Raw genomic sequence first — 12,508 nt, 5'->3', positions numbered from 1 at the left:
TGAATGTCAAATCACGACCTGATCCTGTCGGTCCCGGCCCCCGCCCGCCCCTGGCGCGAGCGGCTGGGCTCCGCGATGCCCTTGCTGGTGCTCGGCCCCTCGCTGGTGGCGAGCTTCGTCTACGTCTTCGTCTTCACCGGCTGGACGCTCTACATCTCGCTCTCGAACTCCTCGCTGCTGCCGACCTACGGCTTCGTCGGCCTCGACAACTACGCGTCACTGTGGGCGAACCGACGCTGGAACATCGCCTACAACAATTTGTTCTTGTTCAGCGGTTTCTACATTGTCGGCTCGATGGCCGTGGGATTGCTGCTGGCGATCCTGATCGACCAGCGCGTGCGCGGCGAAGCGGCCTGGCGCACGATCTTCCTCTATCCGCTGGCCGTCTCCTTCATCGTCACCGGCACAGTCTGGAGTTGGCTCTACAACCCGGTGGACGGTATCCAGGCGCTGGTGCGTGGTTTGGGCTGGACGAGCTTCAGTTTCGCACTCGCCAGCGACCGGCACTACGCGATCTACGCGGTGATCATCACTGGTGTCTGGCAGGCCTCGGGCTTTGCCATGGCGCTGTTCCTGGCTGGTCTGCGCTCGGTCGATTCCGACCTCGTCAAGGCCGCGCAGATCGATGGCGCATCGACCTTTCGCATCTATCGCAAAGTGCTTTTGCCGACGATTGCGCCGATCTTCCTGGCGGTCGCCGTCATCCAGATCCAGTTCGCCATCAAGACCTTCGACCTGGTGGCGGCCCTCACGAAAGGCGGCCCGGGGATCTCGACCACCTTCCCCGCCATCTATGTCTATGACCTGATGTTCCAACGCGGCCAGATCGGCGAAGGGGCAGCAGCAGCCATCATGATGCTTGCCGCTCTTGCCGTGGTGCTGGTGCCCTATTCGTTCTGGGTGGTCTGGCGGCGGCGCAAGGAAGCCGGCCATGGCTGACACAACGCTCGACCAGTCGCTCGATCATCGCGCCGCCACGGTTGCGGCGCGCAGGCATTTCCTCACCCGCTTGGCCATCTATGGGCTGCTGGTCGTCTTCGCGGCGATCTACCTGGTGCCGTTGCTGGTCGTGGTGCTGAATTCATTCCGCGATCAGCAGGAGATCGCGCTCAACGGGCTGATCTCGCTGCCGCGCAGCTTCCGCCTCGACGCCTGGGGCCAGGCCTGGAGCACCTATTGCATCGGCGGCACCTGCGAGGGCATGCAGCGCAACTTCTACAACTCGCTGAAAATGACCATCCCGGCGACGATCATCTCGACAGCGGTCGGCGCAATGAACGGCTACATCCTGTCGAAATGGCGTTTCAGGGGTTCGGAAGCGCTGTTCACCTGCATGCTGCTCGGCGTCTTCATTCCGGGCCAGATTTCGTTGATGCCGTGGGCGTTCATCCTTGGCAATCTGGGCCTCAGCAATTCGGTCTACGGGCTCGTCCTCATCCACGTCATCCAGGGCATTTCGTTCACCACCTTGTTCTGCCGCAACTACTACGTCAGCATCCCCGACGATCTGATCAAGGCGGCGCGCATCGACGGCGCCGGCTTCTGGCGCATCTTCCGCAAGATTATTCTGCCGCTCTCCTCACCGATCCTGATCGTCACGGTGATCTGGCAGTTTACCGGCATCTGGAACGAATATCTGTTCGGTGTCGTCTTCACCTCCGGGCAGCAACAGCCGATCACGGCCGCGCTCGTCGCGCTGACGGCAAGCGGCACGAATGTACGTGCCTACGATGTCATGAGCGCCGCCGTGCTGATCGGCGCGCTGCCGCCGCTGCTGATTTATCTCTTCGGCGGCAAGTATTTCGTCCGCGGCCTGACCCAGGGTGCAATCAAGTGAGCCGCAATCAAGTGAGGCGTGATTAAGTGAGCGGAGCCTGTCTCCCATCGCCGATCGTCCCGTCCGCCAAGAAGGGCATTGCATGTCGACATTGACCATCCGATCCCTGCGCAAGAATTTCGGCGCGGTCGAGGTGCTGAAGGGCATCGATCTCGAGGCGCAGAACGGCGAGTTCATCGCGCTGGTCGGACCGTCCGGTTGCGGCAAGTCCACCTTGCTGGCGATGATCGCTGGGCTGGAATCTGTTACCTCCGGCGAGATCCGCATCGACGGAAGGCTGGTCAATTCGGTTGCGCCGAAGGACCGCGACATCGCCATGGTGTTCCAGTCCTACGCGCTTTACCCGACGATGACGGTGCGCGAGAACATCACCTTCGGCATGGAAAGCCGCCGCGTGCCGAAGCCGCAGCAGGACGAGGCCGTCAGCCGAGTTGCAGCCTTCCTGCAGATCGAGCCGCTGCTTGGGCGCAAGCCAGGACAGCTTTCGGGCGGCCAGCGCCAGCGCGTCGCGATGGGCCGGGCGCTGGTGCGCGATCCCAAACTGTTCCTGTTCGACGAGCCGCTCTCCAATCTCGACGCCAAGCTGCGCGTCGACATGCGTACCGAAATCAAGAAGCTGCATCACCGCGTCGGCAAGACCACGGTCTACGTCACCCACGACCAGGTCGAGGCGATGACGCTGGCCTCGCGCATCGCCGTGATGCATCAGGGCGAGGTCCAGCAATTTGATGAGCCGGCCACGATCTACAACCGTCCGGCCAACATGTTCGTCGCCGGCTTCATGGGTTCGCCGGCGATGAATTTCCTGCCGGCTGAACTCGGCGAAGAAGGCGGTCGCCCCGCTGTTGCCTTGCAGACGGCCGACGGCAAGACGGCCAGCCTGCCGATCGTCCAGACCCTTCCATCCGATACGCCGCGACAGCTCATTCTCGGTATCCGGCCGGAGCACATCTACCGGTTCGATCCCGATCTTGCGCGCCGCAAGCCAGGCATCGCACAAATCGATGCCGTGGTCGAACTGGTCGAGCCGACAGGTGCGGAGACCATGGCCGTTCTGCGCCTGGGCGGCAAGGAGATCACCGGTCGCTTCGACCCCGACGGCACGCCGCGAATGGGCGAGACGGTGACGCTCGGCATCGACATGGCGCGCGCGTGCCTGTTCGACCCGACGACCCAACGCCTGATCTGACCTGATCCGAAATGAGCTCCGCCTTGTCCTTTGCCACCTATCCGAGCCTGACGGATCGTGTCGTGCTGATCACCGGCGGCGCGTCGGGCATCGGTGCCGACACGGTCCGCGCCTTCGCCGCCAATGGCGCGCGCGTCGCGTTTCTCGATCTGCAGCAGGAGGCCGGCGAGGCGCTGGCGCGTGAACTCGCCGCCACGGCGCCGCATACCCCGCTGTTCCTGCGCTGCGACGTGACCGATATCCCTGCCCTCCAGGCTGCGATCGGCACGGTGCGCGACCGCCTCGGACCGGTCGCGGTGCTGGTCAACAACGCTGCCGACGACAATCGCCACCCGGTTGCCGACATCACGCAGGCGACCTGGGACCACGCCCAGGACGTGAACCTGCGGCACCACTTCTTTGCCGCCCAGGCCGTGCATCCGCACATGAAAGAACTAGGCTTCGGTTCGATCGTCAATTTTTCCTCGATCGCCTGGCGTTCCGGCGCGGCACAGATGGCGCCCTATGCGGCGGCCAAGGCCGCGGTGGTCGGGCTGACATTCGCGCTGGCGCAGGCGTTTGGCTCCGACAACATCCGCGTCAACGCCATCGAGCCGGGCGCCGTCATCACCGACCGGCAACGGCAGCTGTGGTTCAAGACGCAGGCGTCGGTCGACCAGGTCGTGCAGCGCCAGATGATCCGCAGGGTTCTGCTCGGCGACGAGATCGCGCGCACGGTGCTGTTCCTCGCCGCCGACGACAGCCGCATGATCACCAAGCAGTCGATCACCGTGGATGCCGGCTTGCGATGACCTCAGCCCAATCAAACGATCGCTTCATGCTCGAGGTCGGCCTGAACCCCTACGGCCTGACCTATCATCTCGGCCTCCAGGGCCGCGGCACGCCACGCGCCAATCCGAGGCCCGCCGGGCTCGAAAGGTTCATCGCGCTGGCGACCGAACTCGGCGCGCGAGTGCTGGAGATCTGGGTGCCATGGCTGAGCGAGCTTTCCGACGACGCGGTGATCGCGCTGCGCGAGCGGCTCGCCGGCCTTGGCATCACGCCGATCGTCAGCGGCGGCCTTCTGGTGGGCGAACCGCTCGACGACGCCTTTCGGGCCGCACGCCTGCTCAAGGCCAAGATCATCCGGACGGCGCTGACGCCGGTTCTGTGCGGCGACCGCAACGCTGCCGGCGAAAAATGGAGCGAATACGCCGGCATCATTCGGGCGCGATTGGTGGAGTGGGGTGCCCGCGCGGCTGCCGAAGGCTATGTCCTCGCGATCGAGAACCACCAGGACTTCACCAGTAGGGAAATCGTCGATTTCTGCGGCCTCGGCGGCGAAGGCGTCGGTGTCACCTTCGACACCGGCAACACATTCCCGGTCGGCGAAGCGCCGCTCGATTTTACGCGGCGGATCGCCCCTTACGTCCGCCATGTCCACCTCAAGGATTACCGCGTGCAGTTCACGAGTGAAGGCTACCGGCTGATCCGCTGCGCCATCGGCGACGGCGCGGTGCCGTTTGCCGAGCTGTTCGCCATTCTCGGCCAACACCACGACCGCATGACCGCCGTTCTCGAACCGGGCGCCCTGGAGGCGCGGCATGTCCGGTTTCTGCGGGACGACTGGTGGCACGGCTATCCCGAGAAGACGGCGCGCGAATTTGCCGCCTGCCTGGCGGCAGCCCAGCGCAACCGGCTGCCCGACGATGCCGACACCCGCACCCCCTGGGAGCGCGAAGACGACGCTTCCCTGGTTTCCTATGAGCTCGACATGATCCGGCGCAGCGCCGCCAACATGCGCAACCTTGGTTTGATGGAGAAGATCTGATGACGGCACGTGAACTCGATGGATTGACCGCCTTCGTCACCGGCTCCGGCCGTGGCCTCGGCCGCGTGATGGCCGAGCGCCTGGCGGAACTCGGCGCCAATGTCACGATCCACGACATGGACGAAACAGCGCCGGCCAAATATGGCGAGTTCGCCAATCTCGGCGAAGTGGTCGAGCGCCTGAAGCGGCATGGCACGAAGGTCACCTCGGTGACCGGCAACATCGGCGACCAGAAGGCGGTGGCCGAGATGAAGCGCAAGATCGAGGCCGATCTCGGCGACGTGCATGTGCTGGTCAATTGTGCCGGCGGCGACATCGGCGCCAAGGGCGGCAAGCCGAATCCCAACAACGCCCTCGACATCGAACTGGCCGACATCCGCGTGCTCACCGAGAACAATCTGATCGGCACGATGCTGGTCTGCCAGGCCTTCGTGCCGCCAATGAAGCAGCGCGGCGGCGGCTCCGTCATCAACATCGCCTCGGCGGCGGCACATCTCGGCTGCTCGCCCGAGGTCGTCTACTCCACTCTGAAGGCCGCGGTCGTGCATTACACACGCTGCCTGGCCAAGGAACTGATCGACGACGGCGTGCGCATCAATGCGGTCAGCCCCGGCGCCACCAAGACGGCACGCTTCCAGGCGACCCGCGTGGTCGATCCGGAGCGCATGGATTCAGCTAAGAAATCGCTGAACCGCTATGCCGAGCCGGAAGAGATCGCCGAGGCGGTGGCCTTTCTCGCCGGCCCCCGCTCGCGCTTTATCAACGGCCAGGTCATCCGCGTCGATGGCGGGTTTACGATCTTTCCGGGGTGAGTGGGGCGCAGTGCCGCTGGCTGGCCGTTGAGGCCGACGAACTGCGGCCTTGAACCGCGCAAGGCGGTAATCGGCTCAGGCCTTGCCGGTTGCGGCGGCAGCCGGCTGTTGCACTGTTTTTGAGGGCGGCACGATCAAAAGCGTGACCTTTGCCGCCACCTCTTCCAGAGTGGCGGTAAGCCGGTTTATCTGCGAGGCGGTTGCCGCCAGTTCTGGGCCATAGCGGGAGACGAGATATTCCCGGTTCTGGGTGAGCGACTGAAGATGAATGGTGGTTTTCGTGCGAAGGCGCAGTCCTGCTTCCAGAGTGTGTTCCGTCCGCGCCGCCAAGTCGTGGTGCATTTTGCGGATTTGATTGGGACTGTGCCCACGGTGGAGCAAAAGTGCGGTCAGATAGAGTTCGATCGCGTGGATGGCGGACAGTCTAAACGGCGCTCGGCTAAGCGGCTTGCCTGATCGGCCAAGCTGAAGAAGCAGGGCTGCCCCCTTGCGATACTCTTCCGCCAGTTCATGGATCTGCTGCGGGGAAGCAAGCTCTCCCGGATATTTGTCTTCTGTCATCACATTCCTGCAAGTTAGAATGTTGCCTTTGGCGATATTGAAATATCCCACACCAACTTAGTGTCGGCAAATGTCCGTCGTCAGCCGTGCGCGGGGTTCTTTCGGAACCTTGGGAATGACTGCAATGAGGCGGAGATGACGGAGAACGCAACCATCGCCGCCCCTGCCCCCGTGGCTATGGACGAATCCACTCATGCGCAATATGGATGGAGACACGGTCTGCCGTGGCGCTTTCGCGCTGAGGCAGGCGACGTTCGATCAATGACGCTGCGCCGGGCGCCTTTGACGCCGCCTTGCAAACGTGTCGACACCGGGGGACCTGGTCATGACCGACAACAACAAGCCGACCGTAGACGTTACCAAGGATTGGCAGGCATCGCAGGGCCAGAAGTCCGGCGCCACGCGGCTGCGGCTTTTCGCCGTGCTGGCGTGGATCATTGCCATTGGCGGCGAGATCGCCGGCATTGTCTTGCTCTACCGGCACAAATTCGACCAGGGCAACCTGCCGCTGCTGATCGGCATTCTGGTCGGCATCGCGATTTTCGCCATCGCCGGCAGCCTGCTTTGGAAGGCGGCCAACAGGAAGGACCCGGCCCGCGAATCCGACACATTCCGGTTCTTCGTCCAGAACCAGCTCGGCGCGATCATCACGCTGATCGCCTTCCTGCCGCTGGTTCTCTTGATCCTCAACGACAAGAACATGGATCCGAAGAGCAAGAAAATTGCCGGCGGCGTCGGCGCGGTGCTGGCCGTGCTGGCGACGCTGATCGGGGTCAGCTACCAGCCGCCATCGGTCGAGCAGTACACGCAGGACATGAACCAGTGCGCGGCGCAGATCAAGGCGGGGCAGCCGACCACGGCCTGCTCGCCCGAAGTCGCCGCCCAGGCGCAGGCGATCGCCACCGACTCCACCACGGTGGCTGATGCGACGAAGGACGCGGCACATCCCAACGGCCAGGACATCGTGTACTGGATCGCGCCGGAGAACGGCGCCGCGAAGTCCGACACGGAGCATGTCTTCCACCTCTGCGCGGCCGTCAGCCCGCTGAAGGACAAGACCGTGAACAGCGGCACCGTGACCGAAGCCTATGCCCAGAACGCCATCCGCATCACCAAGCAGATCGAGATGGAACAGAAGCAGTGCGGGTTCACGACGACGCCGTGAACCGGCCCGCGTTCTGGCGTGCCGAGGGGTGCGCCAAAGCCGACCAGACTGTAGTTGTCTAGCGTTGGCGTGCGGCTCCCAGGGACCGAATGCTTACCTGGCAGAGCTGAACGCAACGTAGGCAGGCGGCGGCTCGCTAAATCCCTGGCAGTGGCGTTCCCACCTCCGATGACGTGATCGCGAAAGCTAACCGTTCCTTATGGGGCTTCGTAGAGTTCCAGCGGCAATCCATCTGGGTCTCTGAAAAAGGTAAACCGTTGGTCTGTATATGGGTCGATCCGGATTGGCTCAACGGCAACGCCGGCGGCTTCCAGGCGCATAATTACGGGATCAAGATTCACCACGGCAAATGCCAGATGTCTCAGGCCTGTCGCCTCTGGATGGGACGGCCGCATCACTGGTGCAGGGAAGGAGAACAATTCCAGTTGGACGGACCCGATCCGCAGATCCGCCTTCCATGACTGCCGCTCTTCCCGATAGACCTCCCGGATCAGATCGAGGCCGAGGAGATCGACGTAGAACCGTCGCGACCGGTCGTAGTCGGTGCAGATGAGCGCGACGTGGTGAATGGCGTTCAGCATGCTACGAACTCTAGCCAAGCTGGGATTTGAGGCCAAGGTCACCATCGGGTACGCGGGCACTTTGTTGATGTCGCCGTTCGCGAGGGTCGCCTCGTCCGGATTGGGCACAGCGTCGGATGGTCGGCCTGCCCGTTGTTTGTCGGCGCCCGCCCGGGCCCCGACGCAATAAAGCGCCTCAATCGCAGCGCGCCCGCCCCGTGGTGGATGGTCATAGTCGGATGGCTTATGCTGCTGATCATGGCTCTGGCCACGATAGGGTTCTTCGTGCCGCTGAGAAAAGCAGTTCGTGCAGCCCGTTCCATGGGCTATAATGCGCGCAGTATTGAGGTACCGGGATGCCGGGCTGGCTCGTATCGATCGTCCTTGTGAATGTCTCTTCCGCTGTCGGAGGGACATCGTGAACGTCCTGATTGTCTATGGAACGACCGAAGGGCAGACGGAGAAGATTTCCGCACGGACGGCAACGCGTATTCGCGAGCGCGGGCACCAGGTCGAGCTGCTGGATAGCGCAGCGCTCGCATCCGATTTGAAGCTCGGACACTTCGACGCGTTCGTCATTGCCGCGTCGGTCCACCAGGAGCACCACCAGGAAACCGTCACGAACTTCGTATTTGCGCATCACGAGGCGCTGAGCACCAGGCCCTCGGCCCTCATATCCGTCAGTCTGTCGGCGGCGCTGGAAGACCAAAAGACGGAGGCTCAAAAGTATGTGGATCGCTTCGTCTCCGTGACAGGGTGGCAACCACGCATGACCCTTCTTCTCGGGGGCGCATTGCGCTTCACCAAGTACGATTACTTTCAGGAGCAGTTCGTCAAATTCGTCGTCATGAAGCGCGGCGGCCCGAGCCCCGAGCGCGATCACGAATTCACTGACTGGAACGCACTCGCCGACTTCGCCGATCGATTTCTCGAGACGGCCAAACAAGGAAGTACCTGAGTCCGGTGCAGCCTGCATCGAGATGCACAAAGTGAAGCTGGCCCTTTCACCTGGGGAGTCCCGTGACCGTCACTGAGATGACCGCCCAAGAATGCAGGATGCACCTGGCCGACAGCAGGGTCGGGCACCTCGCGTGCTTAAGGGACGGGATGCCGTACGTCGTGCCGATCAGCTTCGTTTACGAGAACAGCCACATCTACAGCTTCTCCCTGATCGGCCAGAAGGTCCGGGCTATGCGCGAACATCCTCAGGTCTGCTTCGAAGTCGACGAGATTGCCAACCCTCGCAGCTGGTGGAGTGTCGTTGCTTTCGGCCTCTACGAAGAACTGGCCGAAGCGGGCCCTCGACAGAATGAGCGCGACCATGCCTGGTCGCTGTTGCAGAAAGCGCGCCCCAACTGGTGGGAACCTGGCAGCGAGACACCTCACGCCGAGGACAAGGTGGCCAGTCCGCCTCACCTCTTCTTCCGCATCAACATCGAGAAGATCACTGGTCGTCGTGCCCTGGTCTGACCGGCCCAGCCTGTTTCATGATGATCTCGCGATGCGGATAAGGGATGCTTATGCCGTTTGCCTTGAACGTGTCCCACAGCGCCAGCAGCACTTTGCCGCGCACGTTGGTCAGGCCTTGCTGCGGGTCTCGGATCCAGAAGCGCAGGACGAAGTTCAGCGAGGAGTCACCGAAGTCGGTCAGCCAGCAGACCGGTCGCCGGTCGGCCTCGACCCGGCCGACGCTGATCGCGGCCTCTATCGCCAGTTCGCTGACCTTGTGCGGATCGGCGTCGTAGGAGACGCCGAAGTTCACGTCGAGGCGCACGAGGTTGTCGCTGAACGACCAGTTGATGACCCTCTGGGTGATGAAGTCCTCGTTGGGGATCAGGAATTCGCGGCCGTCGCGCGTCACCACCGAGACGAAGCGCGCCCGCAATTCGCGGATCCAGCCGAAGGTGCCTTCGAGCGAAATGGTGTCGCCCGGCTTGATCGACTTGTCGAGCAGGATGATCACGCCGGAGACGAAATTCGAGACGACCTTCTGCAGACCGAAAGCGAGACCGACACCAACGGCGCCGGAAAACACCGTCAGCGCCGTCAGGTCGAGGCCGACGGCCGAAAGTGCCACGGCGCCGGCCACCAGCACGAGGCCGATCTTGGCGACCTTGCCGACGAGGACGCGGATCGACGGTGTCAGCTCCTCGGAGAGGCGGACGCGCTCATCGATGTAATTGCCGGTGACCACCGCAAGCCAGACCGTGGCGATCAGGAGCAGCGCCGCCTTCAGCACCATGAGGGCCGAAAGGCGAACCGCGCCCAGAGGGATTGCCAGGCTGTCGAGGAAGGCGGCCGCCTCATTACTGACACCCAGTATGACAAGGGCCGCGTAGATCCAGGCCAGCCAACCCAGCGTGCGCGCGACGAGGCGGTTGCGAATGATGCGCGACAGCACGGTCGCAAACAGCCACGCCAGCGAGAGCAACAGCGCGACGAGCAGGAGATGGGTGCGGCTCGGCCAGGTGATGGCGAGCAACAGGTTAAGCGCGGCAAACAGGAAGATAATGAACAGGATCCAGTCGGTGCGACGCAACAGCGCGATGACGACCCTTAAGAGTCCGGGATGGCCCTTGATCTGGCGTGCCTGGTTCTCGACAAGGGGCTCGACCCGCAGCGCCGCCAGCTTCGCCACCACAAAGAGCGAGGCGATGATGCCGACCTGATAGACGAACCATGGCGTGGCGGCATAGTCGAACCACCCGCCGGCCCAGGCCAGCGCTCTATCGATGGCGTCGCGAAAATCCATTGCCACACGACCACTTGGCTAACGAACTGCAACTCGCGGTCCACAATGTCGTCGGCCTTGTGATTGGTCAAGTTGAGCTTGAGGATGGATTTGTCAGCGGCAGCGGCGGAACAAACTTGGCAAGGCCCCGCGAGGGGGGCCTTGCCACTGATTCTTGCAAGATGATCGCCAGCCCTACTTCCCCATCATCGACTTCGCATTCTCAGCCGTGATCGCGGTCGTCTCCACCGTCACTGTCGGCTCCACCTCGGTCGCGCAGTCGAGCAGGATCTTCTTTGACATCTCGATCGCTTCCTTGGCGCCTGTCGGGTAGGTGAAGGTTGCGACCCAGTCGCCTTTGGCCACGGCCTCGATGCCGCCGGCCGGGCCCCGGCGGCGTTGGCGCTGTGCTGGCCGTGCTGGCGACGCTGATCGGGGTCAGCTACCAGCCCCCGTCGGTCGAACAGTACACGCAGGACATGAACCAGTGCGCGGCCCAGATCAAGGCGGGGCAGCCGACCACGGCCTGCTCGCCCGAAGTCGCCGCCCAGGCGCAGGCGATCGCCACCGACTCCACCACAGTGGCCGATGCGACGAAGGACGCGGCACACCCCAATGGCCAGGATGTCGTCTACTGGATCGCGCCGGAAAACGGCGCTGCCAAGTCCACCACCGAGCATGTCTTCCACCTCTGCGCGGCCGTCAGCCCGCTGAAGGACAAGACCGTCAACAGCGGCTCGGTGACGGAAGCCTACGCCCAGAACGCCATCCGCATCACCAAGCAGATCGAGATGGAACAGAAGCAGTGCGGGTTCACGACGGCGGCGGCACCCGCGGCAGCGGCGCCAGCACCCGCGGCAGCGCCCGCGCCCGCGCCGGCGCAATAATCCGATGGCCGCTGGCGGGCGGCCAAAGCCCGCCAACGGCACCTCATCTGCGATTTGCCAGCATCGCGCTTAACAGTCGGGCGGTACGCGGCGCGCGCGTCAGCCCTATGTGTCAGTAGGCTTCTATCGTCAGAATGGTGTTCTGGAATCGCTTGGCCGCAAGGTCCTCTGGGGTGATCCAATATTGCAGCGGGCCTATCTCCCCGACGGTCCAGTTGAGCGCCATATCCGGCCCAAGTTGGAGCAACAGCAGGTAGCGGTCCTTCATCTCGTCGGCCGCGACCTGGACCACTTCACCCTTGCCAAGCATCTGATGGGTACGGGACATGTGGCGGTGAGACAGGGCAGCTACGACGTCGGGACCGATGAGCGCTGCACCGGCCGAATCCGTCAGTCCGCCCTCGGCGCCCTTGATGGCCGCCATGGAAAGCCAGTCATTCATCACCTGCGGAAGCTGCCGATGATGCGGCCGCCGCACCGAGGAGGACGGCATATCGTTGGCTGCCAAATCTTCCAGAAAGGCAAGGATCTGCTGCTTCACCTCGGGAGGCGGTGCGTCATAATCCTTCAGTCCGGCATTGACCGTCGGAAAGAATGCGTTGAACATCTTCGAACCGAACGCCGACAGTTCGCGCTGCAGCGTCCGCAGCCGCCTGGCCTCCGGATCATCTTCGGCAACATCGCCAAGCGCCTTCAGCTGGGCCGTGAGATCGGCCGCCTCGTCGCGGTGATATGCCTCCACAAGCTTCCGAACGGTCCGCGCCGAATGCCAATTGGCCGGAAATCCGGGATACGGCGTCCAAAACGTGTCTTTCGGCGCATGATGAGCGGAAAGCAGCGAATCGGGGGCAACTGGCGGACCGTAGAAGGCGTCGACCCTTTCGGCCCGAATTTTGTCGGCGACCTCGAAAGCATGACCTTCGTCCGCACGCGTCGCGACTTCGGCGTCGGTCGGC

The 12,508-nt window shown here is 63.2% G+C and carries 15 protein-coding genes; 10 read left to right on the top strand and 5 right to left on the bottom strand.

From position 1 onward, the window contains the following. The first annotated feature begins 3 nt into the window (after window positions 1-3). The 6 genes from AC1DXM_RS22170 to AC1DXM_RS22145 all read left to right on the top strand — a co-directional run bounded on the left by AC1DXM_RS22170 (window position 4) and on the right by AC1DXM_RS22145 (window position 5,648). Window positions 4-939, top strand: coding sequence for a carbohydrate ABC transporter permease (locus AC1DXM_RS22170; protein WP_477236182.1), 936 nt, complete (start codon window positions 4-6; stop codon window positions 937-939). After that, window positions 932-1,837 carry a carbohydrate ABC transporter permease gene (locus AC1DXM_RS22165; protein WP_477236180.1) on the top strand — a complete coding sequence of 302 codons (906 nt, stop codon included), beginning with the start codon at window positions 932-934 and terminating at the stop codon, window positions 1,835-1,837. Before AC1DXM_RS22170 ends, AC1DXM_RS22165 begins: the two co-directional genes overlap by 8 nt. A gap of 82 nt (window positions 1,838-1,919) precedes the next feature. Next, entirely contained in the window at window positions 1,920-3,026 is a 1,107-nt protein-coding gene (locus AC1DXM_RS22160) for an ABC transporter ATP-binding protein (RefSeq protein WP_477236178.1), read from the top strand. An 11-nt stretch (window positions 3,027-3,037) separates the two neighbouring features. Then, a complete protein-coding gene (locus tag AC1DXM_RS22155) occupies window positions 3,038-3,817 on the top strand; it encodes an SDR family NAD(P)-dependent oxidoreductase (protein WP_477236176.1) in 780 nt (259 codons plus the stop codon). Next, a complete protein-coding gene (locus AC1DXM_RS22150) occupies window positions 3,814-4,836 on the top strand; it encodes a sugar phosphate isomerase/epimerase family protein (RefSeq protein ID WP_477236174.1) in 1,023 nt (340 codons plus the stop codon). The genes AC1DXM_RS22155 and AC1DXM_RS22150 overlap by 4 nt, the downstream gene beginning before the upstream one ends. Continuing rightward, entirely contained in the window at window positions 4,836-5,648 is an 813-nt protein-coding gene (locus AC1DXM_RS22145; protein WP_477236172.1) for an SDR family NAD(P)-dependent oxidoreductase, read from the top strand. The genes AC1DXM_RS22150 and AC1DXM_RS22145 overlap by 1 nt, the downstream gene beginning before the upstream one ends. Before the next feature lie 75 nt (window positions 5,649-5,723). Here the strand turns inward: AC1DXM_RS22145 and AC1DXM_RS22140 are convergent, their stop codons facing one another. Then, window positions 5,724-6,209, bottom strand: a complete 486-nt coding sequence (locus tag AC1DXM_RS22140) for a hypothetical protein (RefSeq protein WP_477236170.1) — start codon at window positions 6,207-6,209, stop codon at window positions 5,724-5,726. Window positions 6,210-6,534: 325 nt separating this feature from the next. On the opposite strand from AC1DXM_RS22140, the gene AC1DXM_RS22135 reads away from it, so the two are divergent. Next, entirely contained in the window at window positions 6,535-7,374 is an 840-nt protein-coding gene (locus AC1DXM_RS22135) for a hypothetical protein (protein WP_477236168.1), read from the top strand. 197 nt (window positions 7,375-7,571) lie between these two features. Here AC1DXM_RS22135 and gloA2 read toward each other — a convergent pair whose 3' ends face one another. Further along, a complete protein-coding gene (gene gloA2, locus AC1DXM_RS22130; protein ID WP_477236166.1) occupies window positions 7,572-7,955 on the bottom strand; it encodes an SMU1112c/YaeR family gloxylase I-like metalloprotein in 384 nt (127 codons plus the stop codon). Window positions 7,956-8,352: 397 nt separating this feature from the next. Between gloA2 and AC1DXM_RS22125 the strand changes: the two genes are divergently transcribed. After that, the gene (locus AC1DXM_RS22125; protein ID WP_477236164.1) at window positions 8,353-8,892 is read left to right on the top strand and encodes a flavodoxin domain-containing protein; all 540 of its coding nucleotides are present in this window, start codon (window positions 8,353-8,355) and stop codon (window positions 8,890-8,892) included. A 62-nt stretch (window positions 8,893-8,954) separates the two neighbouring features. Continuing rightward, window positions 8,955-9,404, top strand: coding sequence for a pyridoxamine 5'-phosphate oxidase family protein (locus tag AC1DXM_RS22120; protein ID WP_477236162.1), 450 nt, complete (start codon window positions 8,955-8,957; stop codon window positions 9,402-9,404). Here AC1DXM_RS22120 and AC1DXM_RS22115 read toward each other — a convergent pair. Both AC1DXM_RS22115 and AC1DXM_RS22110 read right to left on the bottom strand, forming a co-directional pair. After that, window positions 9,379-10,686, bottom strand: a complete 1,308-nt coding sequence (locus AC1DXM_RS22115) for a mechanosensitive ion channel family protein (protein WP_142868641.1) — start codon at window positions 10,684-10,686, stop codon at window positions 9,379-9,381. The genes AC1DXM_RS22120 and AC1DXM_RS22115 overlap by 26 nt on opposite strands. Window positions 10,687-10,860: 174 nt before the next feature. Next, entirely contained in the window at window positions 10,861-11,031 is a 171-nt protein-coding gene (locus AC1DXM_RS22110) for a hypothetical protein (protein WP_477236159.1), read from the bottom strand. 41 nt (window positions 11,032-11,072) lie between these two features. On the opposite strand from AC1DXM_RS22110, the gene AC1DXM_RS22105 reads away from it, so the two are divergent. Next, window positions 11,073-11,552 (top strand): hypothetical protein, encoded by a 480-nt coding sequence (locus tag AC1DXM_RS22105; RefSeq protein ID WP_477236157.1) that lies wholly within the window; start codon window positions 11,073-11,075, stop codon window positions 11,550-11,552. Window positions 11,553-11,664: 112 nt separating this feature from the next. Here the strand turns inward: AC1DXM_RS22105 and AC1DXM_RS22100 are convergent. Then, the coding region (locus AC1DXM_RS22100; protein WP_477236155.1) for a DUF1963 domain-containing protein at window positions 11,665-12,508 on the bottom strand (844 nt) is incomplete at its 5' end.

This window comes from Mesorhizobium sp. P3_A2 (assembly GCF_056403115.1).
Note: the sequence above shows the minus strand (reverse complement) of the source record. Positions and strands in the feature narration are given on the sequence as shown.

What these genes read in the sequence shown, in the direction of transcription:
- AC1DXM_RS22160 (WP_477236178.1), top strand. Translation starts at nt 1,920, where the DNA reads ATGTCGACATTGACCATCCGATCCCTGCGCAAGAATTTCGGCGCGGTC.
- AC1DXM_RS22145 (WP_477236172.1), top strand. Translation starts at nt 4,836, where the DNA reads ATGACGGCACGTGAACTCGATGGATTGACCGCCTTCGTCACCGGCTCC.
- AC1DXM_RS22150 (WP_477236174.1), top strand. Translation starts at nt 3,814, where the DNA reads ATGACCTCAGCCCAATCAAACGATCGCTTCATGCTCGAGGTCGGCCTG.
- AC1DXM_RS22165 (WP_477236180.1), top strand. Translation starts at nt 932, where the DNA reads ATGGCTGACACAACGCTCGACCAGTCGCTCGATCATCGCGCCGCCACG.
- AC1DXM_RS22170 (WP_477236182.1), top strand. Translation starts at nt 4, where the DNA reads ATGTCAAATCACGACCTGATCCTGTCGGTCCCGGCCCCCGCCCGCCCC.
- AC1DXM_RS22135 (WP_477236168.1), top strand. Translation starts at nt 6,535, where the DNA reads ATGACCGACAACAACAAGCCGACCGTAGACGTTACCAAGGATTGGCAG.
- AC1DXM_RS22140 (WP_477236170.1), bottom strand. Translation starts at nt 6,209, where the DNA reads ATGACAGAAGACAAATATCCGGGAGAGCTTGCTTCCCCGCAGCAGATC.
- gloA2 (WP_477236166.1), bottom strand. Translation starts at nt 7,955, where the DNA reads ATGCTGAACGCCATTCACCACGTCGCGCTCATCTGCACCGACTACGAC.
- AC1DXM_RS22115 (WP_142868641.1), bottom strand. Translation starts at nt 10,686, where the DNA reads ATGGATTTTCGCGACGCCATCGATAGAGCGCTGGCCTGGGCCGGCGGG.
- AC1DXM_RS22155 (WP_477236176.1), top strand. Translation starts at nt 3,038, where the DNA reads ATGAGCTCCGCCTTGTCCTTTGCCACCTATCCGAGCCTGACGGATCGT.